At 64.5% G+C, this 24475-nt stretch carries 22 protein-coding genes; 16 read left to right on the forward strand and 6 right to left on the reverse strand.

Translation table 11 applies throughout. From position 1 onward, the window contains the following. Window positions 1-209: 209 nt before the first annotated feature. Window positions 210-1889, forward strand: a complete 1680-nt coding sequence (locus FFS21_RS18560) for a DNA internalization-related competence protein ComEC/Rec2 (protein WP_349304718.1) — start codon at window positions 210-212, stop codon at window positions 1887-1889. A gap of 21 nt (window positions 1890-1910) precedes the next feature. Here the strand turns inward: FFS21_RS18560 and FFS21_RS18565 are convergent, their stop codons facing one another. Further along, window positions 1911-2849: a MurR/RpiR family transcriptional regulator gene (locus FFS21_RS18565; protein ID WP_137926250.1), complete on the reverse strand. Its 939-nt coding sequence runs from the start codon at window positions 2847-2849 to the stop codon at window positions 1911-1913. Between the two features lie 287 nt (window positions 2850-3136). On the opposite strand from FFS21_RS18565, the gene edd reads away from it, so the two are divergent. From edd to ftsB, 12 genes are all read left to right on the forward strand, one after another. Beyond that, window positions 3137-5047, forward strand: a complete 1911-nt coding sequence (gene edd, locus FFS21_RS18570; RefSeq protein ID WP_137926251.1) for a phosphogluconate dehydratase — start codon at window positions 3137-3139, stop codon at window positions 5045-5047. Between the two features lie 170 nt (window positions 5048-5217). Further along, window positions 5218-5736: a gluconokinase gene (locus FFS21_RS18575; protein WP_137926252.1), complete on the forward strand. Its 519-nt coding sequence runs from the start codon at window positions 5218-5220 to the stop codon at window positions 5734-5736. A 347-nt stretch (window positions 5737-6083) separates the two neighbouring features. Beyond that, window positions 6084-7559: a circularly permuted type 2 ATP-grasp protein gene (locus FFS21_RS18580; protein WP_137926253.1), complete on the forward strand. Its 1476-nt coding sequence runs from the start codon at window positions 6084-6086 to the stop codon at window positions 7557-7559. 33 nt (window positions 7560-7592) lie between these two features. Further along, a complete protein-coding gene (locus tag FFS21_RS18585; RefSeq protein ID WP_137926254.1) occupies window positions 7593-8552 on the forward strand; it encodes an alpha-E domain-containing protein in 960 nt (319 codons plus the stop codon). A gap of 93 nt (window positions 8553-8645) precedes the next feature. Next, window positions 8646-9467, forward strand: coding sequence for a transglutaminase family protein (locus FFS21_RS18590; RefSeq protein WP_137926255.1), 822 nt, complete (start codon window positions 8646-8648; stop codon window positions 9465-9467). A 91-nt stretch (window positions 9468-9558) separates the two neighbouring features. Further along, window positions 9559-10362 (forward strand): proteasome-type protease, encoded by an 804-nt coding sequence (locus FFS21_RS18595; RefSeq protein ID WP_137926256.1) that lies wholly within the window; start codon window positions 9559-9561, stop codon window positions 10360-10362. Between the two features lie 105 nt (window positions 10363-10467). Beyond that, window positions 10468-11286 carry an alpha/beta fold hydrolase gene (locus tag FFS21_RS18600; protein ID WP_137926257.1) on the forward strand — a complete coding sequence of 273 codons (819 nt, stop codon included), beginning with the start codon at window positions 10468-10470 and terminating at the stop codon, window positions 11284-11286. Between the two features lie 117 nt (window positions 11287-11403). Continuing rightward, window positions 11404-13056, forward strand: a complete 1653-nt coding sequence (pyrG, locus tag FFS21_RS18605) for a CTP synthase (protein WP_137926258.1) — start codon at window positions 11404-11406, stop codon at window positions 13054-13056. A 24-nt stretch (window positions 13057-13080) separates the two neighbouring features. Next, a complete protein-coding gene (kdsA, locus tag FFS21_RS18610) occupies window positions 13081-13950 on the forward strand; it encodes a 3-deoxy-8-phosphooctulonate synthase (protein WP_137926259.1) in 870 nt (289 codons plus the stop codon). 112 nt (window positions 13951-14062) lie between these two features. After that, a complete protein-coding gene (locus tag FFS21_RS18615) occupies window positions 14063-14353 on the forward strand; it encodes a DUF1330 domain-containing protein (protein WP_137926260.1) in 291 nt (96 codons plus the stop codon). Window positions 14354-14425: 72 nt separating this feature from the next. Further along, the gene (eno, locus tag FFS21_RS18620; RefSeq protein WP_137926261.1) at window positions 14426-15715 is read left to right on the forward strand and encodes a phosphopyruvate hydratase; all 1290 of its coding nucleotides are present in this window, start codon (window positions 14426-14428) and stop codon (window positions 15713-15715) included. Window positions 15716-15897: 182 nt separating this feature from the next. Continuing rightward, window positions 15898-16239: a cell division protein FtsB gene (gene ftsB / locus FFS21_RS18625; RefSeq protein ID WP_137926262.1), complete on the forward strand. Its 342-nt coding sequence runs from the start codon at window positions 15898-15900 to the stop codon at window positions 16237-16239. A gap of 135 nt (window positions 16240-16374) precedes the next feature. Here ftsB and FFS21_RS18630 read toward each other — a convergent pair whose 3' ends face one another. The 3 genes from FFS21_RS18630 to FFS21_RS18640 form a co-directional block, all read right to left on the reverse strand. After that, window positions 16375-16767 carry a hypothetical protein gene (locus tag FFS21_RS18630; RefSeq protein ID WP_137926263.1) on the reverse strand — a complete coding sequence of 131 codons (393 nt, stop codon included), beginning with the start codon at window positions 16765-16767 and terminating at the stop codon, window positions 16375-16377. A 147-nt stretch (window positions 16768-16914) separates the two neighbouring features. Next, window positions 16915-17919, reverse strand: a complete 1005-nt coding sequence (gene hslO / locus FFS21_RS18635; RefSeq protein ID WP_137926264.1) for an Hsp33 family molecular chaperone HslO — start codon at window positions 17917-17919, stop codon at window positions 16915-16917. 33 nt (window positions 17920-17952) lie between these two features. Continuing rightward, entirely contained in the window at window positions 17953-18477 is a 525-nt protein-coding gene (locus FFS21_RS18640; protein WP_137926265.1) for a gamma carbonic anhydrase family protein, read from the reverse strand. 130 nt (window positions 18478-18607) lie between these two features. Here FFS21_RS18640 and FFS21_RS18645 point away from each other — a divergent pair, with 130 nt between their 5' ends. Beyond that, a complete protein-coding gene (locus tag FFS21_RS18645) occupies window positions 18608-19456 on the forward strand; it encodes a ferritin-like domain-containing protein (protein WP_137926266.1) in 849 nt (282 codons plus the stop codon). On the opposite strand, the gene FFS21_RS18650 is transcribed toward FFS21_RS18645, so the two are convergent. Beyond that, window positions 19453-21192 carry an acetate--CoA ligase gene (locus FFS21_RS18650; protein WP_137926267.1) on the reverse strand — a complete coding sequence of 580 codons (1740 nt, stop codon included), beginning with the start codon at window positions 21190-21192 and terminating at the stop codon, window positions 19453-19455. The genes FFS21_RS18645 and FFS21_RS18650 overlap by 4 nt on opposite strands. A gap of 165 nt (window positions 21193-21357) precedes the next feature. Between FFS21_RS18650 and FFS21_RS18655 the strand changes: the two genes are divergently transcribed. Continuing rightward, entirely contained in the window at window positions 21358-22254 is an 897-nt protein-coding gene (locus FFS21_RS18655; RefSeq protein ID WP_137926268.1) for an alpha/beta fold hydrolase, read from the forward strand. Between the two features lie 157 nt (window positions 22255-22411). Here the strand turns inward: FFS21_RS18655 and FFS21_RS18660 are convergent, their stop codons facing one another. Next, a complete protein-coding gene (locus tag FFS21_RS18660; protein ID WP_137926269.1) occupies window positions 22412-23473 on the reverse strand; it encodes an NAD(P)/FAD-dependent oxidoreductase in 1062 nt (353 codons plus the stop codon). A gap of 118 nt (window positions 23474-23591) precedes the next feature. Here FFS21_RS18660 and FFS21_RS18665 point away from each other — a divergent pair, with 118 nt between their 5' ends. Further along, window positions 23592-24437: a 3',5'-nucleoside bisphosphate phosphatase gene (locus FFS21_RS18665; RefSeq protein ID WP_137926270.1), complete on the forward strand. Its 846-nt coding sequence runs from the start codon at window positions 23592-23594 to the stop codon at window positions 24435-24437. Window positions 24438-24475: the final 38 nt, after the last annotated feature.

Consider the following 24475-nt stretch of genomic DNA (forward strand, 5'->3'; position numbering starts at 1 on the left):
TTCAGGCGTGTCTGGTGGGATGGGGGAGGTGTAGAAGAGACAGGTGGTCGTTTGGGGTGGGGTTCGTGCACGTCCGCCGCGACCGATACCGCGCGGCTTGCTCCCCTCTCCCGCACGCGGGAGAGGGGCTGGGGGAGAGGGCAGGCGCATCGAGTTGCGACGGCGGCGAATTCAAGCGTTGCGCCCTCTCCCCCGACCCCTCTCCCGCCATGCGGGAGAGGGGAGAAAACACAAGGGACTTCCGCAGGCGGGAGAGCGGCGCGAGCCGTTGGAAATTGATACCCCTCCCCCTCCTCTGGCCTGCCCAGAAAGCCGCGCTCGTTGTTGCCGTGTTGACGGCATTGGCCTACGCCACCATCGCAGGCATGCAGATTCCTGCATTGCGTACCGTCACGATGCTCATCGTGGCGGCGGTGGCGTTGTGGAGTGGCAGGGCGCCACCAGCGTCGGTGGTGCTGGCGTGGGCGGCGGCCGTGGCGGTGGCCATCGACCCTTGGGCGGTGCTCTCGCCAGGGTTCTGGTTGTCGTTTGGGGCCGTGGCCGTGATCTTCCTGCATGCGAGCCGGCGTGAGGGCGATGGGAGCGCAGAGCGGGCACGGCAGGCCGGTCCGGCAGGTTGGGTGTGGCGGCTGGGTGCCGGCATTGCCAGTGCGGCTCGGACGCAATGGGCCGTGACGATTGGTTTGGTGCCGCTGACGCTGCTGCTGTTCGGACAGGTATCGCTGGTATCGGGGCTGGCCAATGCGGTGGCAATTCCGGTGGTTAGCCTGCTGGTCACGCCGCTAGCGCTGCTGGCGGCCGGGATGCCGGTCGCTGTCGCCTCGCCATTGCTGGCGGTGGCTCACGCCGCGCTGGCGTGGCTCGTGCAGGGTCTCGCATGGCTAGCCGCGCCGTCGTGGGCGGTCTGGGAGGCGGCGCATCCCGGGCCGGTGGCATTCGGTCTGGCCATGCTGGGTGTTGTGCTGGTGCTGATGCCTCGTGCCCGGCTTCACGCGCTGCCTCGCTGGCTTGGCGGGGTGCTGATGGTGCCGATGCTGGCGGCAGGTCGGGCGCCAGTGCCGCATGGCGAGTTCCGGATGACGGCGCTTGATGTCGGGCAGGGGACAGCTGTGCTAGTCGAGACGCGCGAGCACGCCATGCTCTACGACGCCGGTCCGGCGTATGGGTCCGGCACCAGCGCGGGCGGACAGGTCATCGTCCCCTTTCTGCGTGCGTCGGGCGTGCGTCGGCTTGACATGCTCATGGTGAGCCATGAAGACGCCGACCATGCGGGGGGTGTGAGGGATGTCTTGGCCGCAGTGCCGGTGTCGCAACGGCTGACGGCGGGTGCCGCGGACCATCGGCTGCTGACCAGCGATGCCGGAAAGACTAACTGGCAGGCGTGCCTCGCCGGCGCAGCGTGGGACTGGGACGGTGTGACATTCGAGATCCTGCACCCCTCGCTGGCGGCGCTGGAGAATTCCAGGCTCTCCAGCAATGCGCGGAGTTGTGTGTTGCGGGTGTCGACCCCGCATCGCAGCGCGCTGCTGACCGGGGATATTGGCGTGCGCGAGGAACTCGCGCTGGTGCGTCGTTCAGAGGAGGATCGCTTGCATGCCGACTTCCTCCTCGTGCCGCATCATGGCAGCGGAACGTCGTCGCATCGTGCATTCCTGGCGGCGGTACAGCCGGAGCTGGCAATTTTCCAGATGGGGTTTGCGAACCGCTATGGCCATCCGCGCAATGATGTCTGGCGGCGCTATGGCCGCGCTGGTATCGCGCGCTACCGGAGCGATGAAGCAGGCGCGATCACGATCGAGACAAGGGGTGCTGGCCAGACGGTGACGACGTATCGCCAGCAACATCGGCGCTACTGGCGAGATGCACCCGAAGTACCTGGCCCGGAGTAGGACCGGAAGGCGAGCGGTTTATCACCGCGTAGCGCGCGTGGATGGGGTCGCCTTTCTGGCTTTTTTCCTGGTGGTCGCGCTCGCTGCCGAGGTCTCCGAATTGGGCGCCAGCGGCGCGGGGTCCGCCCCGGCAATGCGTCGCTCGCGCAGGTGGGCCTTGGCGCGTTGCAGCCCGCCGGCCACCGATTCCGCGCGGCCGAGTGCCACGCCGGCCGCCAGAACGTCGCCGAGCACAAGGTGGCAGATGCGTGAGGTCATCGGCGTGAATACTTCGCTGTCTTCTTCGACATCGGAGAACACGCAGACATCGGCAAGTCCGGCCAAGGGCGAACCGCTGTGCGTAAGTGCCAGCACGCTTGCGCCACTGCTGCGAGCCAGCGTGGCGGCGGTGAGCATATCCCAGGTTCGACCGCTGTTGGATACCAGCACGGCCACATCGCCAGGGCGCAGCAGTGCGGCGGACATGCTGAATACGTGCGGATCGGAGTAGGCCGTGGTCGGGATGCCGAGACGGAAGAACTTGTGCTGGATATCGAGTGCAACGATGCCTGAATTGCCGCAGCCGTAAAACTCGATGCGCCTTGCATCCGCTAGCAGGCGAATGCCGTGTTCGATCTGGTCGGCGGAGAGGGCATTGCGCACGGTCATCAACGTGGCGATGGTGCGGTCGAAGACCTTGCCGGCGATGTCGGCAGGCCGGTCGCTGGCAGCCACATCCTGATGCACGAACGGGATGCCGCCGCCTACGTTCTGGGCGAACTGGAGCTTGAACTCCTTGAAGCCATCGTAGCCTAGCGCTGCGCAGAAGCGCGCAATCGTGGGCTGCGATACGCCTGCGCGCTCGGCAAGTTCAGGCATGGTCAGGCGGATGACGCTGGCGCCGTGACGGGTCACGTAATCGGCAAGTCGGCGTTCGGAGGGACGCAGCGTGTCGTAGACGGCAAGGATTCTGTCGCGCATGGTGAGGGTGGGCGTGGAGTCGTGCCGGGCGGCTCTCAATGATGTCGCCCTTGAATTTGTAGAGATTCTACACGTTAGGAGGAGGTTTTCTGCATCCGGTGAGATGCTCGATGCCTCAGGATTTACCCGAATTTCGTGCGAAAATACGCTGAATAAGTCGAGTGCGGGAGGATGCCGGGCTTTCGTTGGGAATCGTCTCCTGGCTATAATGTAGAAAATCTACAGCATGGAGGGCGAGATTTGCCGCCCGATATGCCGCCCGATACCCCCACGAGAATCGATCCGCCATGTCCCCAGCTACCCCGGGCCACGCCCGCGCAGAAGTTTCGGCCGTTACCGAACGCATCGTCGAACGCAGCCGTGCCAGCCGTGCCGCCTACCTCGCGCGCTGCGAACGGGCCCAGCGGGAACTAGGTCCGCTGCGTGGCATGTCGTGTGCCAACCTGGCTCACGGCTACGCAGCGCTGCCTTCGGACGACAAGCTCAAGCTGCGTGTGGAGCATGCGCCGAATCTCGGCATCATCACCGCCTACAACGACATGCTGTCTGCGCATCAGCCGTATGAGCGCTATCCGTCCGTGATCCGGGAGGCGGCGCGTGCCGTGGGTGCGGTAGCGCAGGTGGCGGGCGGCGTGCCGGCCATGTGCGATGGCATCACGCAGGGCAACGCCGGTATGGAGCTCTCTCTGTTCTCGCGCGATGCCATTGCCATGAGCACCGCCGTTGGGCTGTCGCACAACACGTTCGACGCGGCGCTGATGCTCGGCGTCTGCGACAAGATCGTGCCGGGCCTGCTGATGGGCGCGCTCCAGTTCGGGCACCTGCCCGTGGTGTTCGTGCCAGCGGGGCCGATGGCTACCGGACTGTCGAACAAGGAGAAGGCGCGGGTGCGCCAGCTCTACGCCACGGGACAGGTGGGGCGCGATGCATTGCTCGAAGCTGAAAGCGCCGCGTATCACAGCGCCGGCACGTGCACGTTTTATGGCACCGCCAACAGCAACCAGTTCCTGATGGAAATCATGGGCCTGCACATGCCCGGCGCGGCGTTCGTGCATCCGGATAGCGGGTTGCGCGACGCATTGACCACCGCCGCCGCGCAGCGCGCCCTGGTGCTGATCGCGCGGGGTCGCGAGTACACGCCGCTGGCGCAGGTCGTGGACGAACGCGCCATCGTCAATGCGATGGTCGGCTTGCTGGCAACCGGCGGATCGACCAACCATACGATCCACCTCGTTGCCATGGCACGCGCGGCAGGGATTGTCATCGACTGGAACGACTTCGACCGTCTGTCGGCCGTCACGCCGCTGCTGGCGCGTGTCTATCCGAATGGCGCTGCCGATGTGAACCATTTCCATGCGGCAGGCGGTGTGGCCTACGTGATCGGCCAGCTTCTGGAGGCCGGACTACTGCACGAGGATGTGCAGACAGTGGCCGGGCGGGGCCTGGCGCGTTACACGCAGGAACCGGTGATGACCGATGGTATGTTGCGCTGGCGCGATGGCCCCACCGTCAGTGGCGACTCCAGCGTGCTGGCACCGGCGTCGGCGCCATTCTCGGCCGAGGGCGGGTTGCGGTTGATGGCCGGTAACCTCGGGCGCGGCGTGATCAAGGTCTCGGCCGTGGCCGATGAGCATCGTGTGGTGCAGGCGCCGGCGCGCGTCTTCGAATCGCAGGAGGCGCTGCAGGCCGCCTTCGAGGCCGATGAACTGAATCGCGATGTGGTGGCCGTGGTGCGCTTCCAGGGGCCGAATGCCAATGGCATGCCCGAATTGCATCGGCTGACGCCGGGGCTGGGCGCGTTGCAGGACGCTGGTCACAAGGTGGCACTGGTGACCGATGGCCGCATGTCGGGCGCATCGGGCAAGGTGCCAGCCGTGATCCACGTTGGCCCCGAGGCGCTGGCAGGCGGTCCGCTGGCCCGTGTGCGTGACGGGGACGTCATTCGCGTGGATGCCGTGGCCGGCACGCTCGAACTGGTGGGCGATGCCTCGGTGCAGGCGGAGTTTGCAGCGCGCCAGCCGGTTGCCGCGCCTGAGGATGATTTCGCGCAGTTCAGCATGGGGCGCGGCCTGTTCGGCCTGTTCCGCCGCCATGCGCGGATTGCCGAGGAAGGGGGCAGCGCGCTGGACCTCTCCGAAGCGGATGCCATGTCGAGTGTTCCCGCGTCTGTCCAAATGGGCGTCGCCGTCGCACAATAGGTTCATCCGTTCAAACAGCAGGCTCGTTCCGGGCCGTCGTTTTCAGATTCTTCTTATTCGTTTCCCCGGGCGCCACGGTGCCTGGGGTACCGCCGTGCAACCGCAATGGTTCGTGGCGGCTACCGACAAGGGTGGCGACACCATCCGACACCATGATCGATGGAGCAGACATGATCTATATCCTGATGGGCGTTTCTGGCAGCGGCAAGACCACCGTGGGCCAGATGCTGGCGCAGCGCCTGCATTGCGGCTTCCATGATGCCGACACGTTTCACAGCGAGGCCAACAAGGCCAAGATGCACGCCGGCGTGCCGCTGACCGATGACGACCGCTGGCCGTGGCTGGCTGCCATGCGCGCGGCCATCGACGAAGCCCGTGCAGAAGGGCGCACCCATGTGTTTACCTGCTCCGCGCTGCGCCAGGTCTACCGCGATCGGCTGAACCCTCCGGAAGGCGGCGTGACCTTTGTGTTCATGAAGGGCGATGCATCGACGATTGGTGGCCGCCTGTCGGTCCGCGAAGACCATTTCTTCAACCCGGCCCTGCTGCAAAGCCAGTTCGACACACTGGAGGAGCCGCGCGACGCGCTGGTGCTCGATATCCGCCGGACGCCGGAGGCGTTGGTGCAGGACATACTGGATAACTGCCCGCCGGAGTCGGCGTCGTGTGCGGGCGGCACGGCGCGATAGCTTGCGTCTCTCCGGTTTGCGCTCCTCTCCCTCAGGGAGAGGGGCGGGGGAGAGGGCAAACCGTGCAAATTGCGAAGTGGCTGGCAAGCAGAGCCACCAGCCCTCGGAGCAAAACCTCCTGCCAGGCGTAGTCCCCTGGCAAGCATCTTGCTAAACCGTTTTGCGTGCCGGTGCATGTCTCGCACATGCAACCCTTGCGGGAATTGCCGGCGCGGGTATGCTGAAAGCGTTGTCTCGATAAAGCATCAATGAACGGGAGGCCGGCGGCGTCGCCAGACAGTCGTCGGAAGCGGCAGGCGAGGAGACTGCACGCAGCTGGCGCCCATTTCCACGAAGGAGCGGCCATCATGGCGGCGCGGTTTTTCGACGAGATGCTGGAAGGGCGGGAAGATGGCACGTTGACGGGCATCGAAGCCGGTCAGGCGTTGCCGACCGGGGCGGTGCGGCCCCACTACCGCAACTTTGCCGACTGGCTGGGCGGGCAGTCCGGCGGGTCAATGGACAACAAGCGGGCGGAGGCGGACCTGATCTTTCGCCGGGTGGGCATCACCTTTGCCGTCTATGGCGACAAGGACGAGTCCAACAGCGGCACCGAGCGGACGATTCCGTTCGACGTCATCCCCCGCATCTTTCCGGCCAGTGAATGGGCGACCCTGGAACGCGGCCTGCGGCAGCGCGTGGCGGCGTTGAACCGCTTCATCCACGATATCTACCACGGCCAGGACATCATCCGGGCTGGCGTGATTCCGCCTGACCAGATCTACAACAACGCGCAGTACCGTCCCGAGATGCTCGGCATCGACGTGCCGCGCGATATCTACGCGCACGTGGCGGGTATCGATGTGGTGCGGGCAGGAGAGGGCGAGTTCTACGTGCTGGAAGACAACCTGCGCGTACCGTCGGGCGTGTCCTACATGCTTGAGAACCGCAAGATGATGATGCGGTTGTTCCCCGAACTGTTCGCGCGCAATCGCGTGGCACCGGTGGCGCATTACCCGGATCTGCTGCTCGACATGCTGCGCAGCGTGTCGCCGCAGAACATTGCGGACCCCACCGTGGTGGTGCTCACGCCGGGCATGTACAACTCCGCGTATTTCGAGCACGCGTTCCTGGCCCAGCAGATGGGCGTGGAACTGGTGGAGGGCAGCGACCTCTTTGTCGAGGACGATCACCTCTACATGCGTACCACGCAGGGGCCGCAACGGATCGACGTGATCTACCGCCGCGTGGACGATGACTTCCTCGATCCGCTCGCATTCCGGCCGGACTCCACGCTCGGTGCGGCCGGTTTGCTGTCGGTCTACCGGGCCGGCAATGTGACGATCAGCAACGCGATTGGCACCGGGGTGGCCGACGACAAATCGATCTATCCGTACGTGCCGGACATGATCCGCTTCTACCTGGGCGAGGAAGCCATCCTGTCGAACGTTCCCACGTATATGTGCCGGCGGCCCGATGACCTGCAGTACGTGCTCGACAACATGGAGAAGCTCGTGGTCAAGGAGACGCACGGTGCCGGCGGCTACGGCATGCTCGTGGGTCCGGCTGCCACGCGTGCCGAGATCGAGCAGTTCCGCGAAGTGGTCAAGTCCCGCCCCGAGCAGTACATCGCCCAGCCCACGCTGGCGCTGTCCACTTGTCCCACGTATGTGGAATCGGGCATCGCGCCGCGCCATATCGACCTGAGGCCGTTCGTGCTGTCTGGCAAGGAAGTTCGGATGGTGCCTGGCGGACTGACGCGCGTGGCATTGCGTGAAGGGTCGCTGGTGGTGAATTCCTCGCAGGGCGGAGGCACCAAGGACACCTGGGTACTGGAACGCTGAACGCCGCGAACAACGACAAGCCGGGAGCCCATCATGCTGAGCCGTACCGCCGACCACCTGTTCTGGATGGCCCGCTACACCGAGCGCGCGGAGAACACCGCGCGGATGCTCGACGTCAACTACCAGACCTCGCTGCTGCCGCAGTCGGCCGAAATGGCCGAGCAGGGCTGGTGGGCCATGCTCGATATTTCCGAGTTGACGCACGCCTATGACCACAAGTACGGGTTGCTGCATCGTGACGATGTGATCGACTTCATGGTGCGCGACATGACCAATCCGTCGTCAATCATGAGCTGCCTGCGGGCGGCCCGCGAGAATGCCCGTGCAGTGCGCGGATCATTGACGACCGAGGTCTGGGAGACCATCAACACCACCTGGCTCGATGTCCAGCGCATGATCGCGGATGGGGAGTTGCGTCAGGACCCGTCGCGCTTTTTCGAATGGGTGAAATTCCGCTCGCACCTGGCGCGTGGCGTGCAGTTCGGCACGATGCTCAAGGACGACGCGTTTCATTTCATGCGGCTTGGCACGTTCCTGGAGCGCGCCGACAACACCGCGCGGATTCTCGACGTCAAGTTCCAGGCATCGGGTCGCGACGACAGCGACACCGACGATCCCAACCGCGAGCAAAACGATTTCTACCACTGGGCGGCGGTGCTGCGTTCGGTGTCGGGCTTCGAGGTCTACCGCAAGATCTACCGTGCCGTGATCACGCCCCAGCGCGTGGCGGAGTTGCTGATCCTGCGGCCGGACATGCCACGCTCGCTGGTGTCGAGCATGGACGAGGTAGTCGCGATCCTGGCGCTGGTGGCCAACCAGCAGTCAGCGGAGACCATGCGCCAGGCTGGTAAACTCCACGCCGATTTGAAATACGCGCGCATCGACGACATTTTTGCTGTCGGCCTGCACGCCTACCTGACCAGCTTCCTGGAACGCATCGGCGATCTCGGCAACGGTATCAGCCGCGATTTCCTTGTGCCGCTGGCTGCCTGAGTCGATTGCGCAGAGTGGATCACCCGTCCGGCACCCTATGTGCCGGACGCGGAACGCTGGAGGGCAGGTGTGCCGTAGCGCGCACTATGCATCGTGAAATATCGGATCCACCACAAGACTGTCTATCACTACACCGAGCCCGTACGCCGCAGCGTGCATGAACTGCGTCTGGCGCCGCGCTCGGGGCCGCTGCAATCGGTTGCGGACTGGCACCTGAACGTTCCCGGCAACCTGACCGAAGCACGGGATGGCTTCGGCAATATCGTCCACAACTTCACGATGGCGGGCCCGGCCCGCAGGATCGCTATCGCCGCGACGGGCGAAGTGGAGGTCAGGACGGGCGAGGGCGGCCATCATGCCTTTCATGACTTGCCTGAAGCCGGCGAGGCGCGCGTATCGCCGCTCTACTTCATGACCGGGACACCGCTGACCCAGGCGCCTGCCGATCTGCAGGGATTTGCCGCGCCGTACCTGGCGGCCGGGCACGATATGCCCGCGTTGCTGGCGCTGGCCGACGGGGTGGCCACCCGTGTGCGCTACAAGGCCAACACTACCGACGTGGGCACTTCGGCCGCAGACGCATTCCGGCTGGGCAGCGGGGTGTGCCAGGACCAGGCGCAGGTGATGGTCGCGGCGTGCCGCGCGCTCGGTATTCCCGCTCGCTATGTCAGCGGTTACTTCTACGATCCGGCCGCCACGGCCATGGCGAGCCACGCGTGGACCGACATTTGCCTCGATGCCGACCAGGGCCTCTGGTGCAGCATCGACGTCACGCACCGTTGTGTCACAGATACTCGCCATGTGCGACTCGCCGTGGGGCGCGACTACGCTTCCGCCGCACCAATCCGGGGCATTCTGGAGGGTGGCGCGGGCGAGACGTTGGAAGTGGATATCTCTATCGCACCTGTGGCCTAGTCCCCTCTCCCGCCCGTTCAAACGCTCCGTTCTTGCCGAGCGGCTAGAATGCAAGCTTGCCGCCCCGGCAGCCCCAACAATCAATCACTTCATGACGTACTGCGTAGCCATGCGGCTGGATGCCGGCCTGGTATTCCTCTCCGATTCCCGAACCAATGCCGGCGTGGACGCCATTTCCACTGCCCGGAAAATGACTGTTTTCGAAGAGCCAGGCGATCGGATGATGGTGCTGATGACCGCCGGTAACCTGGCTATCAGCCAGTCGGTGCGCCAATGCCTGGCCGAGGCGCGTGACGAAAAACGCTCGCTGTGGACGGCCCGCGACATGTTCGAGGCCGCCACCATCGTGGGCGAAGCTGTGCGTGCCGTGCACAAGCGTGATGCCCACGCGCTGCGCGACGCCGGCATCGATTTCAACGTGAGCATCGTGTTCGGCGGCCAGATCCGGGGCGAGCGTACGCGGCTGTTCAATATCTATGCGGCAGGCAATTTCGTCGAAGCCACGCCTGAGAACTGCTACTTCCAGATTGGAGAGGCCAAGTACGGCAAGCCGATCATCGACCGTGTGGTGTCCCCGTCGCTGCCGCTGGGCGAGGCCGCGAAATGCGCGCTGATTTCGATGGATTCGACGCTGAAGTCGAATATCTCGGTGGGCCTGCCGCTGGACCTGCTGGTTTACGAAGCTGATTCGCTGCGCGTGACGCACTTCGTCAACATCGACGAACGCAACGCGTACTTCCGCATGATCCGCGACACCTGGGGCCAGCGTCTGCGTCAGGTGTTCGGGGAAATCGGCAATCCCGAATGGGATGCCGCCCAGCCTGCCGAATTTCCGCTGGCGCGCGATGACGCCGACCGCTGGGGCCAGCCGGTCAGAGCACGCCGCGAGCACTAAATTCGAGCGGGGCAGGTTGGCGATAGAGGATTTTGCCTAGCCGAAACGGGCCTGGCCTCGCAGTACACTCTGCGGCGAAACTCATTCTTCATCGCCCCAGCCCCCATGCGCGACCTCCTGCTGTTCTCCCACGCCAACGGTTTTCCGGTTCCAACGTATCGCAAGCTGTTCGGCCAACTGGAGGATACGTTCGAGATCCGCGCGGTGGAGCGCTATGGCCACGATCCCAAGCTGCCCGTCACGCGCGAATGGCCGAACCTCGTCGAGGAGTTGCTGCGCGAGATGCAGCGGGCCGGACGCGACGGGGCCGATCATCGCAAGGTCTGGCTCGTCGGGCATTCGCTCGGCGGCTTTCTCTCGCTGATGGCCGCGCTGCGCCAGCCGCATCGCGTGCAGGGCGTGGTGATGCTCGATTCTCCGATCATCGCCGGTTGGCGGGCCTCGTTGCTGCGGGCCTCGCAGGTACTGGGACTCGACGAAAAACCAAGTCCCGCAGCCGTGACCAAGAACCGACGCACGCACTGGCCCGACACCGAATCGGTCTGGACCCATTTCCAGGCCAAGCGCAATTTCCAGGTCTGGGACCCCGAGGTGCTACGCGACTACGCGGAACTCGGCACTGAACCCACGGGCCGCGCCGCCGAGCGCAGGCTTCGCTTCGATCGCGATGTCGAATATCGTATCTACCGCACGTTGCCGACCAGTCTGGGACGACGCGTGGCCCATGGAGCACCGGTGCCGGTCAGCTTTATTGCGGGTACGCGTTCGAAGGAGGTGAGACAGGTAGGTCTGGGTGCCACGCGCAAGCTGGTGGGCGATCGCCTGCGCTATGTGGAGGGTGGTCATCTCTATCCGATGGAGCGCCCGCTGGAGACCGCTGGGCTGGTGCGGGAACTGATCGACGGGATGCGCCAGGCAGGCTGAAAGACCGTCGGAAGGCGTAGGAAAGGGCGGCGGCCCGACATGCCGCTGTCACAAATTCCGGGTCGGCGGCGCACGGGGTCTCATGTATAATCCCGATTTCCCCGGCAAGCTCGGTTTATGACCAAATTCGTCTTCGTCACCGGTGGCGTCGTCTCTTCTCTCGGCAAGGGCATCGCTGCTGCTTCGCTCGCGGCCATTCTCGAGTCGCGCGGCCTCAAAGTCACCCTCCTCAAGCTCGATCCTTACATCAACGTCGATCCCGGCACGATGAGCCCTTTCCAGCACGGCGAAGTGTTCGTGACGGAAGATGGCGCGGAAACCGATCTGGATCTTGGCCACTACGAGCGCTTCGTCTCGGCCAAGATGCGCAAGTCGAACAACTTCACGACTGGCCAGATCTACGAATCGGTGATCCGCAAGGAACGTCGTGGCGAGTACCTCGGCAAGACCGTGCAGGTCATTCCCCACATCACCAACGAAATCCAGGCATTCGTTGAGCGCGGCGCAGCCGCCTCGCACGATGGCAAGGCCGACGTGGCACTTGTGGAAATCGGCGGCACGGTGGGCGATATCGAATCGCTGCCGTTCCTCGAAGCCGCGCGCCAGATGAGCCTGCGCATGGGCCGCAACCATTGCGCCTTCGTGCACCTGACGCTGGTGCCGTTCATTGCCAGCGCTGGCGAACTGAAGACCAAGCCGACCCAGCACTCGGTGCAGAAGCTGCGCGAAATCGGTATTTCGCCCACGGCACTGCTGTGCCGCGCCGACCGTCCGATTCCCGACGACGAGCGCGCCAAGATCTCGCTGTTCGCGAACATCCCGCAAGACGCCGTGATCTCGGTGTGGGACGCCGACAGCATCTACAAGATTCCGCAGATGCTCAACGAGCAGGGCCTCGACCGCCTGATCTGCGAGGAACTCCGCCTCGATCCGAAGCCGGCCGATCTGTCGATGTGGCAGAAGCTGGTCAAGGCGCAGGAAAATCCCGAGCACGAAATCACGATCGGCATGGTTGGCAAGTACGTCGACCTGACCGAGTCGTACAAGTCGCTGATCGAGGCGCTGCGCCACGCCGGCATGCACACCGCAACGCGCGTGAACATCGAGTACATCGATTCGGAAGAACTCGAATCGGGTCACCTCGAAGTGCTGCAGCCGCTGGACGCCATCCTGGTGCCGGGCGGTTTCGGCAAGCGCGGCACGGAAGGCAAGATCCGCGCGATTCAGTATGCCCGCGAGCACAAGGTGCCGTACCTGGGCATCTGCCTGGGCATGCAGCTGGCCGTGATCGAATTCGCGCGCCACGTGGCCAGCATGACGGACGCCAACTCGACCGAATTCAACCTCGAAACCGAGCATCCGGTGGTGGCACTGATCACCGAGTGGCTGGACCGTGAAGGTAAGGTCGAACAACGCTCGGCCGATTCCGACCTGGGCGGCACGATGCGCCTGGGCGCCCAGCGCGTGCCGGTCAAGGCTGGTACGAAGGCCGCGCAGATCTATGGTGCCGAAGTCAACGAGCGCCATCGTCACCGCTACGAAGTCAACAACCACTACGTGCCGCAGCTCGAAGGCGCCGGGATGGTGATTTCGGCGCGTACGCCGACCGAGAACCTGCCGGAAATGATGGAGTTGCCGGAGTCGATGCACCCCTGGTTCGTTGGCGTGCAGTTCCACCCGGAGTTCACCTCGACGCCGCGCGACGGTCATCCGCTGTTCAAGGCGTATGTGGAAGCCGCGCTGGCCTCGCAGCAACGCAAGGGCGCCTGACGGCCCGCGACGAAGGAGACAGCCATGAAACTGTGTGGATTCGACGTTGGCCTCGACAAGCCGTTCTTCCTGATTTCGGGCCCGTGCGTGATCGAGTCCGAGCAGATGGCGCTTGATACGGCTGGCCAACTCAAGGAAATCACGAGCGCGCTGGGTATCCCGTTCATCTACAAGTCCTCGTTCGACAAGGCCAACCGTTCGTCGGGCAAGTCGTTCCGTGGACTGGGGATGGAGAAGGGTCTGGAGATCCTGGCCACGGTGAAGCGCGAGATTGGGGTGCCGGTACTCACGGATATCCACGAGATCGACGAGATCAAGCCGGTTTCCGCCGTGGTGGACGTGCTGCAGACGCCGGCCTTCCTGTGCCGCCAGACGGATTTCATCCGCGCCTGCGCCCAGAGCGGCCGGCCGGTGAATATCAAGAAGGGCCAGTTCCTGGCCCCGCACGACATGAAGAACGTGATCGACAAGGCCCGCGACGCTGCACGCGAAGCTGGCCTGCCCGATGACGTGTTCATGGCCTGCGAACGCGGTGTCTCCTTCGGCTACAACAATCTGGTCTCGGACATGCGCTCGCTGGCGATCATGCGCGAGACCCATGCGCCGGTGGTGTTCGACGCCACGCACTCGGTGCAGTTGCCGGGCGGGCAGGGCACCAGCAGCGGCGGCCAGCGCGAGTTCGTGCCGGTGCTGTCGCGTGCGGCCGTGGCCACGGGCGTGGCTGGCCTGTTCATGGAAACCCACCCGGACCCGAGCAAGGCCATGTCCGATGGTCCGAACGCCGTGCCGCTGTCGCGCATGAAGGAACTGCTCTCCGTCTTGAAGGACCTCGATGCGCTGACCAAGCGCGCCGGCTTCCTCGAAGACAACTTCGGCTGGCCAGCCTGCGCCTGAGTCAGCCTGCAGTAACCGCCGCCCGCGCCTGTCGCGGGCGGTGTCGCTTGAGGTTGCATCAAAGCGAATGCAACAGTATCGAAAGACAATACAAAAGCTTTGGAGATAACGGATGGCCGCCGGTTATATCATCGCGTACGTCGACGTGACGGACCCCCAGCAATACGAGCAGTACAAGGTGCTGTCGTCGCGAGCCATGCAGGCCCACGGCGCCGAGGTACTGGTGCGCGGCGGCAAGACGGAGCCGCTCGAAGGTGAGTGGGCGCCCACGCGCGTGGTGGTACTGAAGTTCCCCAGCTACGACGCCGCCAAGGTGTTTTACGCGAGCGAGGAATACCTGGCCGCCCGCAAGTCGCGCGAGCATGCCGCAAAGATGAACATGATCGTGGTGGAAGGCGCCTGACATATTTGTCGGGCATCCTGAGCGCGTCATGACGCAGCAGATTGGCAAGATTCAACAGTCCTGAGAGGAAATATGAGTGCAATCGTAGATATCATCGGTCGCGAGGTTCTGGACTCGCGCGGCAATCCCACCGTCGAATGCGACGTGCTGCTGGAATCGGGCGTGATGGGCCGTGCGGCTGTGCCGTCGGGCGCATCCACTGGCTCGCGCGAAGCCATCGAACTGCGTGATGGCGACAAGTCGCGCTATCTGGGCAAGGGCGTGCTGAAGGCCGTCGAGCATATCAACACCGAAATCTCCGAGGCCATCATGGGCCTGGACGCTTCCGAGCAGGCGTTCCTGGATCGCACGCTGATCGAACTGGACGGCACCGAGAACAAGGGCCGCCTGGGCGCCAACGCGATGCTGGCCGTGTCGATGGCCGTGGCCAAGGCTGCTGCCGAAGAGGCTGGCCTGCCGCTGTACCGCTATTTCGGCGGTTCGGGTGCGATGCAGATGCCGGTGCCGATGATGAACATCGTCAACGGTGGCGCGCACGCCAACAACAGCCTGGATATCCAGGAATTCATGATCATGCCCGTGTCGCAGACCAGCTTCCGTGAAGCCCTGCGTTGCGGCGCCGAAGTGTTCCACGCACTGAAGAAGATCCTGGCCGACAAGGGCATGTCGACGGCCGTGGGCGACGAAGGCGGCTTCGCACCGAACTTCTCGTCGAACGAGGAATGCCTGAACACGATCGTCCAGGCCGTGGAAAAGGCTGGCTACAAGGTCGGTGAAGACGTGCTGCTGGCGCTGGACTGCGCCGCGAGCGAGTTCTATCACGAAGCCGAAGACGTCTATGCACTGGAAGGCGAAGGCCTGAAGCTGTCGTCGACGCAGTTCGCCGACTACCTGGCCAACCTGTGCGACAAGTTCCCGATCGTGTCGATCGAGGACGGCATGGCCGAAGGCGACTGGGAAGGCTGGAAGACGCTGACCGACAAGCTCGGCAAGCGCGTGCAGCTGGTGGGTGACGACCTGTTCGTGACCAACACCAAGATCCTGAAGGAAGGCATCGAGAAGGGCATCGGCAACTCGATCCTGATCAAGATCAACCAGATCGGCACGCTGACCGAGACGTTTGCTGCCATCGAGATGGCCAAGCGCGCCGGCTACACGGCCGTGATCTCGCACCGCTCGGGCGAGACCGAAGACAGCACGATTGCCGACATCGCCGTGGGCACGAACGCTGGCCAGATCAAGACCGGCTCGCTGTCGCGTTCGGATCGTATCGCCAAGTACAACCAGCTCATCCGCATCGAGGAAGATCTGGGCGATATCGCCACGTACCCGGGCAAGAGCGCGTTCTATAACCTGCGCTGATGCCAGAAAAAACGCCGCCTCAGGGCGGCGTTTTTCATTGGCGCGCGACATTTGCAACAGTATTGAGTCGTTGTTTCGCTTTGTAGCGTCTTTTGTTTTGCAATCTTCGGCCGCTTGGTGGATCATTGGTGCCGATCCAGATCGCCCTGTCCGCGGGGCTTGTCCCTAGCGCCTGTGCCCCGATGCGCCTGATTTCCCTGCTGTTGTTCGTGTTGCTGATTGCCATCCAGTATCCGCTCTGGCTGGGCAAGGGCGGCTGGCTGCGCGTCTGGGACCTGAATCGCCAGGTCAACGAACAGGCCACGCACAACCAGGCGCTGAAACTGCGCAATGCCAAGCTGGAAGGGGAGGTCAAGGACCTCCAGGACGGCACCGGCGCCATCGAGGAACGTGCCCGCTACGAGCTGGGCATGGTCAAGGACAGTGAAGTCTTCGTCCAGTTCGTGGCCCCGGCCCCGAAGGTCAGCGCCACGCCGCCACTGCCGCCTCCGCCGAACTCAGTCGCCGGACGGGGTGGTCATTAGTTTTCGGAAGCCATAGCCGGCTAGCGGCGACAGGCAAACGAAGCGAAGCGGTTCTGGCTAGGCGCGCGGCCGCAGACAGTACACCAGGTACGGCAAGGCCGCGCAACGACGCCAGAATCGTTTACCTGTCGCCGCTTACCACCAGCCATAGGGGTATCCACCCCATCCGTATCCGCCATACCCCGGTGAGCTGATTCCCACGCCGCCGCCCCAATTTCCACCACCCCATCCGCCGTAGAACAGGCTGAAGCTGGTATTCGGATACGCGTACGCCGCGCGGCTCCAGGCTGCGGCCTGCTGTTCGCTCGCCATCACCGTGGCTTGCTCGCGCAGGATTTGCTGGTTCTGGGCAGATAGTCGTTGGCGTTCGGCCTCGCTGAGCGGGGCCGGCGGGATCGATCCCGGTGCCAGGCGCGCCGTGGCCGGCACACCATCCATATCGCGCGGCACGGGCGCCGCGCATCCGGCAAGGATGGCGAGGGCCGCAGCAGCGGTCAGCAGGGAAGTGCAACGAATTGTCGCTGTCATGTCGGACTCCTTCGGCAGCCAGATACCAAGCATGCCATTGGACCCGCGGAACCCTGTGTGGGGTTCCGTACGGTGCGTTTCTCTACGCTCTCGGTTTTCTCCCCTCTCCCTATGGGAGAGGGGAGCAAGACATCGGCAAGCGGCAGATCAATGCTGCTGTTTCGCCCCTTCCCCCGCACCCGTTGCCACCGGCGCCGTAAACAACTGCGCCGCATCTACGGGATCGAACGCATACCGCTGGCCGCAGAAGTCGCAATGGATTTCCACTTCACCACGTTCGGCGATGATGCCTTCGATCTCGTCGCGGCCCAGCGATTGCAGCATGGCGCCCACACGTTCGCGCGAGCATGAGCACTGGAAGTGCGGCGTCATCGGCTCGAAGACGCGCAGGCCGGCGTTTTCCAGTTCTTCCCAGAACAGCCGGCGAATCAGCGTATCGGGCGATTCCGCCAGCAACTCCTCTTCCTTGAGCGTGGCCCCGAGCTGGCAGGCGCGGTCCCAGGTGTCGAGGTCCTGCGCGCGGCCCTGTTCGTCGAGCGGGGCGCCTGTTTCCCCAACCTGGGCTTCGATCGTGCCGCCGTACGACGGCAGCTTCTGGAGCAGCATGCCTGCAGAAACCTGATCGTTCGAGGCCAGCCAGAGCCGTGTGTCGAGCTGCTCCGACGCCTGCATGTAATGTTCGAGCACCTCGGTCATGGTGGCCAGCGGACCGTGTTCGTCGGCCAGCGGCACGATGCCCTGGTAAGCCTGCTGCCCCGGCAGCTTGTCCTGCGGGTCGAGCGTGATCGCGAAGCGGCCCTTGCCATGCACATTGACGAGTTGCTTCAGCGTAGCGTCATCGGCCAGTTCGGCATCTTCGGCGATCTTGGCGGTGGCACGCATCGACATGTCGGAGAGGCACTCCACCACCAGCATGCGCACCGGACCATCGCCGTGCAACTGCATGATGAGGGCGCCGTTGAACTTGAGGTTGGCCGACAGCAGCGCCGCAGCCGCCATCATCTCGCCCAGCAGGCGGCGCACTGGCGCCGGATAGGCGTTGCGGTTCAACACCTCCTGCCAGGTGGCCTCCATGCGGACCAGTTCGCCGCGCACGGGAGCCGCGTCGAACAGGAATTTCTGGAGGGTGTCGGGATTCGAGGAAGCGGTCACGGGTCTGTCTTTCTTGCGTTGATGCGCTCGGCGTTAGCCGATGCGCTTGAGTTCGGTCTTGTAAACGGCCTGTCGCTTCGCATAGGTTTCGGCGTTGCGATAGAGGTTGGCCACATCGTCATCGGTCAGTTCGCGCACCACCTTGGCGGGCGCGCCCAGGATCAGCGAGCGGTCCGGGAACACCTTGTTCTCGGTAATCACGGCACCGGCGCCAACAAGGCATTCGCGGCCGATTACGGCGCCGTTGAGCACCACGGCCTGGATACCGATCAGCGAGCCTTCACCCACTGTGCAGCCATGCAGCATGGCCTGGTGGCCTACCGACACCTTGTTGCCCAGCGTCAGCGGACGGCCCGGGTCGGTGTGCAGCACGGAGCCTTCCTGAATATTGGTGTCCTTGCCCACGACGATTGGCTCGTTGTCGCCACGGATTACCACGCCCGGCCATGCGCTGGCGCGCGCCTTGAGCGTCACGTTGCCGATGATGGTGGCTTCTGCCGCCACATAGGCGTGTTCGTGAATGGACGGGGTGATATCGCCGAGCTGGTAAAGCGCCATGGGGTCTCCTGCCTGATGCGTGTAATTGGGGATGGCCGCGCCGATTAAAAGAGCCTGGGGCTGGGCCGGATTCGCCACCGGCGACGTGCCGGCGAGGCTCTACAATGGCGGCTTCCCGAATTTTACGCCTATGCCAGTGATTGCACCCGTCCACCCCGCCGAATCGCCACTTTCGGCGCGCCGACAAGCCCTGACGGTGCTATGCATGACCGATGCCAGGGCCAAGGTCGTCGCCGCGCGCCAGCTTTATGCGGCGCTGGGTAACGGGCAAACCGTAGTGGACGCCGATGACGTCCTCGTGGCGGACCCAGCCCTGGCACTCCCGGGCCGGCCCGAGCGCCCCGAACTGGTGCCGCCGCAGCAGGTCACGCGGCGCCGCTCCATCCACACCACGGCAGGCCGGGCCAACATGATCCACGCGCTCTGCCATATCGAATTCAACGCGATCAACCTCGCGCTCGATGCGGCGTGGCGTTTCCACGGGATGCCGACGGACTATTACCGCGACTGGCTGCGCGTGGCCGACGAGGAGGCGTATCACTTCACGTTGCTGGCGGATCACCTGGAGACACTGGGCGCCAGCTATGGCGATTTTCCGGCGCACAACAGCCTCTGGGAAATGACCGACAAGACTTCGGGCGATGTGCTGGCGCGCATGGCGCTGGTGCCGCGCACGCTGGAGGCGCGCGGACTGGACGCCTCGCCACCGGTCCGCGCCAAACTGGCCGAGGCGGGCGATGAAGCTGCCGCCGCCATCATCGACATCATCCTGCGCGACGAGGTGGGCCACGTCGCCATCGGCAACCACTGGTACCGCTGGCTCTGCACGCAGCGCGGCCTGGAACCGGTGGCTACCTACGCGCAACTGTCGGAACAGTACAAGGCGCCGAAGCTGCGCGGCCCGTTCAACCTCGACGCCCGCCGCGCGGCCGGGTTCGACGAGGATGAACTGGCCTGGCTCGAAGCCTCGGCAGGTTAGGCGCTCGCCGAGCCCTGCGCCTTTTGCGCGCGCTCCTGTTCCTGCAGCCGCAGCACGCGGCGCTGGATCTTGCCAGTTGTGGTCATCGGTAACTGGTCGATGAACTCGATGGCCTTCGGATACTCGTACGGCGCCAACTGACCGCGCACATGCTGCTGCAGTTCGGCTACCAGCGCCGCGTCGTTGTCGAAGGATCGTGCCACGGCCGGTGTCAGCACGATGAACGCCTTGACGATGGCACCGCGCTCCGGGTCCGGAGAGGGCACCACGGCGCAGTTCGATACCGCCGGATGCTTGAGCAGGCAGTTCTCGATCTCGCTCGGCCCGATCCGGTAGCCCGATGACTTGAACACGTCGTCGGCGCGGCCCTGATACCAGAGGTAGCCATCCGCGTCGATGCGCGCGAGGTCGCCCGTGCGGCACCAGCGCAGGCCGCCATATTCCGAATACTTGCCCGCCGTGGCGGTGTCGTTCTTCCAGTAACCAAGGAAGAACACCGGGTCTGGATGCCCGTGGATATCGGTGGCGCAGACCGCCACCTCGCCGTCCTCGCCGGGCGGGCAGGGCTTGCCGTCCTCGTCGATCACGGCCACGCGGTGGCCAGGGTAGGGACGTCCCATCGAGCCGGGACGTGCGGGCCATCCCAGGCGATCGTCATCGTATTGCGCCGTGCAGTTGCCGACGATGTAGTTGATCTCGGTCTGGCCGAACATCTCGTTGACGATCACGCCGAGCGCATCGCGGCACCATGTGAACACGGTCTCGCCCACGGCCTCGCCGGCACTCATGATCGCGCGCAGCTTGAGGTCGTACTTGTCCGAAGGTGTCGGACACGCCTTCATCATCTGCTTGAGCGCCGTGGGGAACAGGAAGGTATTGGTCACACCGTATCGTTCGAGCAGTTCGAACGCGCGCTCGGCCGTGAAGCGGCCCTGATAACCGACAATTGGTCGGCCGAAGTACAGCGCGGGCATCAGCGCATCCCATAGGCCGCCGGTCCACGCCCAGTCGGCGGGGCTCCAGAACACATCGTCGTCCTGCGGATACCAGTTCTGCGAGCAGACGAAGCCGGTCAGATTGCCGATCAGCGCGCGGTGCGGAATCACCGCGCCCTTGGGCGGGCCGGTGGTGCCACTGGTGTAGATCAGCACGGCGGCTTCATCTGCCTTGGTCTGCTCGGCGGTGAACTCGGGAAGCTGCGCGGCGAGCAGGGTGTCCCAGTCGACATCGCCGCGTCCGATGGCGCTGCCCACGCCGATGATGGTCTTCAGCGTCGGACAATCGGGCCGGGCGGCCAGCAGGTTGTCGATCGAGGTCTCGTCGGCAATGGCAATGCGGGTTTCGCTATGGTCGATGCGGTAGGAGAGCGCTTCCGGGCCGAACAGCATCGACAGCGGCATGGCCACGGCACCAAGCTGGTAGACGGCCATGCCGGCGATCACGGTCTCGATGCGTTGCGGCATCACGATGGCCACGCGGTCTCCGCGCTGCACGCCAAGCTCGCGCAGCGCGCGAGACAGCCGGTTGGCCTCGGCCTGGATGTGCGCGTAGGTGTAGGAGGCACGCCGCCCGTCCTCGTGCTCGGTGTGCACGGCGATACGGTCCGCCGTGGCGGGATCGCGCGCCCAGCGGCCGCAGCAGACTTCGGCCAGATTGAAGGTTTCGGGCACGTTCCAGCGGAACGAGTCATGCAGCGCGTGATAGTCGTCACGACGCGTGGCCGGCAAGGCGGTCATGCCATGGTCTCCTGTGTGTCTGGTTCGTGTCGCTGCAGGCGGGCCGCTGTTGTGGCTATAATCCGCCGAGCGAACGATCGTTCTATTTTTTCTCCGGGCGGCTGTGCGATGGATACCCAACCGCTGCACGCGCATCAGAAGACCCGGGCACCGAGGGTAGACACCATGACCATCACGGAAACTTCGCGTTCCGAATTTATCACGCTGCGTGGGCTGCGCACGCACGTCCGCCACTGGGGACAACCCGGCGCGGCCAAACTCTTCATGCTGCATGGCTGGATGGATGTGGCGGCCTCGTTCCAGTTCCTGGTCGATGAACTCCAGCGCGACTGGCACGTCATTGCGATGGACTGGCGCGGGTTTGGCGAGACCGAATACCCCACGCGCCATCCCGGCACGCGGTCTTACTGGTTCCCGGACTATGTGGCCGACCTCGAAGCGCTGCTCGACCACTATCAGCCGGAAGGGCAGGTGGATCTGGTGGGCCACAGCATGGGCGCCAACGTGGTTTGCATCTATGCCGGCGTGCGGCCAGAGCGGGTGCGCCGCGTGGTGGACCTGGAGGGTTTCGGACTCACGCGCACGCGTCCGGACCAGGCGCCAGGCCGCCTGGCGCGCTGGCTCGACGAACTGCGCGAGGCGCCGGTGCTGAAAACCTACGAGAGCCAGGCCGCGGTGGCCGCGCGGCTGCAGAAGACCAACCCACGACTGCCCGACGACCGCGCCGCCTTTCTGGCCACGCACTGGTCGAGTCGTAACGATGAGGGCCGTTGGGAGATCCTTGGCGACGCCGCGCACAAGATGACCAATCCCACGCTGTATCGGATCGACGAGATCATGGCCATCTGGGAAAAGGTCACAGCGCCGGTGCTGCACGTGGAAGCGCGAGACTCGGAGACGCTCAAGCACATCGCCCACAAGCAGAGCATCGAGGAATTCAGGGAGCGCTTCCGCGCGTTCCCGGACTTCAGGGAGGTCATCGTGGAGGATGCAGGGCACATGCTGCACCACGACCAGCCTAAGGTGGTGGCGGGGTTGATCGAGGGGTTTTTGGAGCCCTAGTTTGCCGGCGGTTTTCTCCCCTCTCCCGCATGGCGGGAGAGGGGCGGGGGAGAGGGCCAGCATTTCAAATTGCGACAAGCTGGCAAGCAGAACCTCCGGCCCTCTCCCCCAACCCCTCTCCCGCGCGCGGGAGAGGGGAGTTAGTTCCGCGAGGAGATTACTGCGTCAACTTCGCCTTCAACCCCGGATTGTTGCTCGTATGCATATGCACTAGCGCCTTGTCGGGGAAGGCGTAGTGGTAAGCCTTACGCAGCGCCAGCGCGGCTTCATGGAACCCCGACAGGATCAGCTTCTGCTTGTTTGGATACACCGCAATATCCCCCGCCGCAAAGATGCCGCGACGCGAGGTTTCATAGGTTGTGGTGTTGTCGATATGGATGCGGCCCGCGTGCATGTCGAGATCCCAGTGGGCGATCGGACCAGGTTCGGATACCAGTCCATAGAGCGCCACGAGTTCGTCGGCGGCAATCGTCTGGTCGCCATCGCGCGACTTGATGCCCGCGCTCGCCAGCGCGCCTGCGTCATCGGTCTGCAGGCTGCCTAGCATGCCGACTACGAAGTCCATCTCGCCAGCCGCTACCGATGCACGCATGGCGTTCACCGTGTGATCGGCTGCACGGAAACCCTCCCGACGGTGCAGCAGCGTCACGCGCGAGGCCACCTTGCGCAACGCCATGGCCCAGTCCAGCGCGGAATCGCCGCCACCGGCCACGATCACACGCTTGCCGGAGAAGCGCGAAACATCGCGCACGGCGTAATGCACGTGACGGTCTTCCAGCGCTGCGGCCTCGGGCAGCGAGACGCGCTGCGGCGCAAAAGCTCCGGCGCCGGCACAGATCAGCACCGCCGCCACGTCGAAGCGCTTGCCGGTATCCGTGGTCACCAGCAGGCGCGGGTGGCCGTCGGCGCCGGTGATGTCGGTCACGGATTCGGCGCGCTGGCCAAAGTGCATCGGAAAATCGAATGGCGCGCATTGCTCGAGCAACCGGTCCACCAGATCCTGTGCCAGGCAGCCTGGCACGGCGGGAATGTCGTAGATGGGCTTTTCAGGGTAGAGCTCGGTGCATTGACCGCCCGCGCGGTCCAGCACGTCGATCAGCTCGCAGCGCAGCCCCAGCACGCCGGCCTGGAAGGCCGCAAACAGGCCGACCGGCCCTGCACCGATGATCAGTACGTCGGTCTGGGTGGTGTCGGAAGTATCGGAGGAAGTGGCGGACATGGCAGAGGCAGGGCAGAGCGAAACAGGCGCCCATCATACCTCGCGCTAGTTCGCCATCCGTACAACGCCACCGCTAGCGACAGGGCCAAAAACCCCTGCCGGGAGTAGAATGATCGCCATGCAAAACCCCCACGCCATCAACGCCGATCTGCACTGCCACTCCACCGTGTCCGACGGGATGCTCGCGCCCGCCGAGGTGGCCGCACGGGCGCACGCAGGCGGAGTGGCCTTCTGGGCGTTGACCGACCATGACGAAGTGGGCGGCCAGACCGAGGCGCGCGCCGCCGCCGAGGCACTCGGCATGCGCTATGTGCCCGGCGTCGAGATCTCGGTCACGTGGGCCGGGCAAACCGTGCATATCGTGGGCCTGCAGATCGACCCGTTCCATCCGGAACTGATTGACGGGCTGGCGCGCACGCGCGATGGCCGTGCGCGCCGTGCGCAGGATATCGGTGAGGCGCTGGCGAAGATCGGCATTGCCGACGCCTACCAGGGCGCCCTGCGCCATGTCGGTAACCCTGACCTGATTTCGCGCACCCACTTTGCGCGCTGGCTGGTAGACGAAGGCTACTGCAAGACCATCAGCGATGTGTTCAGCGAATATCTCTCGGAAGGCCGGCCGGGCTTCGTGCCGCACCGCTGGTCCACGCTCGCCGAGGCAATCGGCTGGATTCGCGCATCGGGCGGCATTCCGGTCATGGCGCATCCGGGCCGCTACAACTACACCGATACCCAGCACGACGCGCTATTCGATGAGTTCACGCAACTGGGTGGCCGCGCCGTGGAGGTGGTCACCGGCAGCCATACACCGGACCAGTACCGGCGGTATGTCGACGTGGCGCGGCACTACGGGCTGATGGCCTCGCGCGGCAGCGATTTCCACGGACCCGGCGAGGGCCGCGTGGAACTTGGGACGCTGCCGCCGCTGCCCTCGACCGTCACGCCGATCTGGCACAACTGGTAAGCCATCCAACGCATCCAACGTACGCTGGGGATTTCCGC

The organism is Cupriavidus sp. 2SB (assembly GCF_005503625.1).
Classification (GTDB): Bacteria; Pseudomonadota; Gammaproteobacteria; order Burkholderiales; family Burkholderiaceae; genus Cupriavidus.

Bases quoted from the DNA above. Each gene is read 5' to 3' on its own strand.
- FFS21_RS18560 (WP_349304718.1), top strand. From the start codon at position 210: ATGCGGGAGAGGGGAGAAAACACAAGGGACTTCCGCAGGCGGGAGAGC.
- FFS21_RS18565 (WP_137926250.1), bottom strand. From the start codon at position 2,849: ATGCGCGACAGAATCCTTGCCGTCTACGACACGCTGCGTCCCTCCGAA.
- edd (WP_137926251.1), top strand. From the start codon at position 3,137: ATGTCCCCAGCTACCCCGGGCCACGCCCGCGCAGAAGTTTCGGCCGTT.
- FFS21_RS18575 (WP_137926252.1), top strand. From the start codon at position 5,218: ATGATCTATATCCTGATGGGCGTTTCTGGCAGCGGCAAGACCACCGTG.
- FFS21_RS18580 (WP_137926253.1), top strand. From the start codon at position 6,084: ATGGCGGCGCGGTTTTTCGACGAGATGCTGGAAGGGCGGGAAGATGGC.
- FFS21_RS18585 (WP_137926254.1), top strand. From the start codon at position 7,593: ATGCTGAGCCGTACCGCCGACCACCTGTTCTGGATGGCCCGCTACACC.
- FFS21_RS18595 (WP_137926256.1), top strand. From the start codon at position 9,559: ATGACGTACTGCGTAGCCATGCGGCTGGATGCCGGCCTGGTATTCCTC.
- FFS21_RS18600 (WP_137926257.1), top strand. From the start codon at position 10,468: ATGCGCGACCTCCTGCTGTTCTCCCACGCCAACGGTTTTCCGGTTCCA.
- pyrG (WP_137926258.1), top strand. From the start codon at position 11,404: ATGACCAAATTCGTCTTCGTCACCGGTGGCGTCGTCTCTTCTCTCGGC.
- kdsA (WP_137926259.1), top strand. From the start codon at position 13,081: ATGAAACTGTGTGGATTCGACGTTGGCCTCGACAAGCCGTTCTTCCTG.
- FFS21_RS18615 (WP_137926260.1), top strand. From the start codon at position 14,063: ATGGCCGCCGGTTATATCATCGCGTACGTCGACGTGACGGACCCCCAG.
- eno (WP_137926261.1), top strand. From the start codon at position 14,426: ATGAGTGCAATCGTAGATATCATCGGTCGCGAGGTTCTGGACTCGCGC.
- ftsB (WP_137926262.1), top strand. From the start codon at position 15,898: ATGCGCCTGATTTCCCTGCTGTTGTTCGTGTTGCTGATTGCCATCCAG.
- FFS21_RS18630 (WP_137926263.1), bottom strand. From the start codon at position 16,767: ATGACAGCGACAATTCGTTGCACTTCCCTGCTGACCGCTGCTGCGGCC.
- FFS21_RS18640 (WP_137926265.1), bottom strand. From the start codon at position 18,477: ATGGCGCTTTACCAGCTCGGCGATATCACCCCGTCCATTCACGAACAC.
- FFS21_RS18645 (WP_137926266.1), top strand. From the start codon at position 18,608: ATGCCAGTGATTGCACCCGTCCACCCCGCCGAATCGCCACTTTCGGCG.
- FFS21_RS18650 (WP_137926267.1), bottom strand. From the start codon at position 21,192: ATGACCGCCTTGCCGGCCACGCGTCGTGACGACTATCACGCGCTGCAT.
- FFS21_RS18655 (WP_137926268.1), top strand. From the start codon at position 21,358: ATGACCATCACGGAAACTTCGCGTTCCGAATTTATCACGCTGCGTGGG.
- FFS21_RS18660 (WP_137926269.1), bottom strand. From the start codon at position 23,473: ATGTCCGCCACTTCCTCCGATACTTCCGACACCACCCAGACCGACGTA.
- FFS21_RS18665 (WP_137926270.1), top strand. From the start codon at position 23,592: ATGCAAAACCCCCACGCCATCAACGCCGATCTGCACTGCCACTCCACC.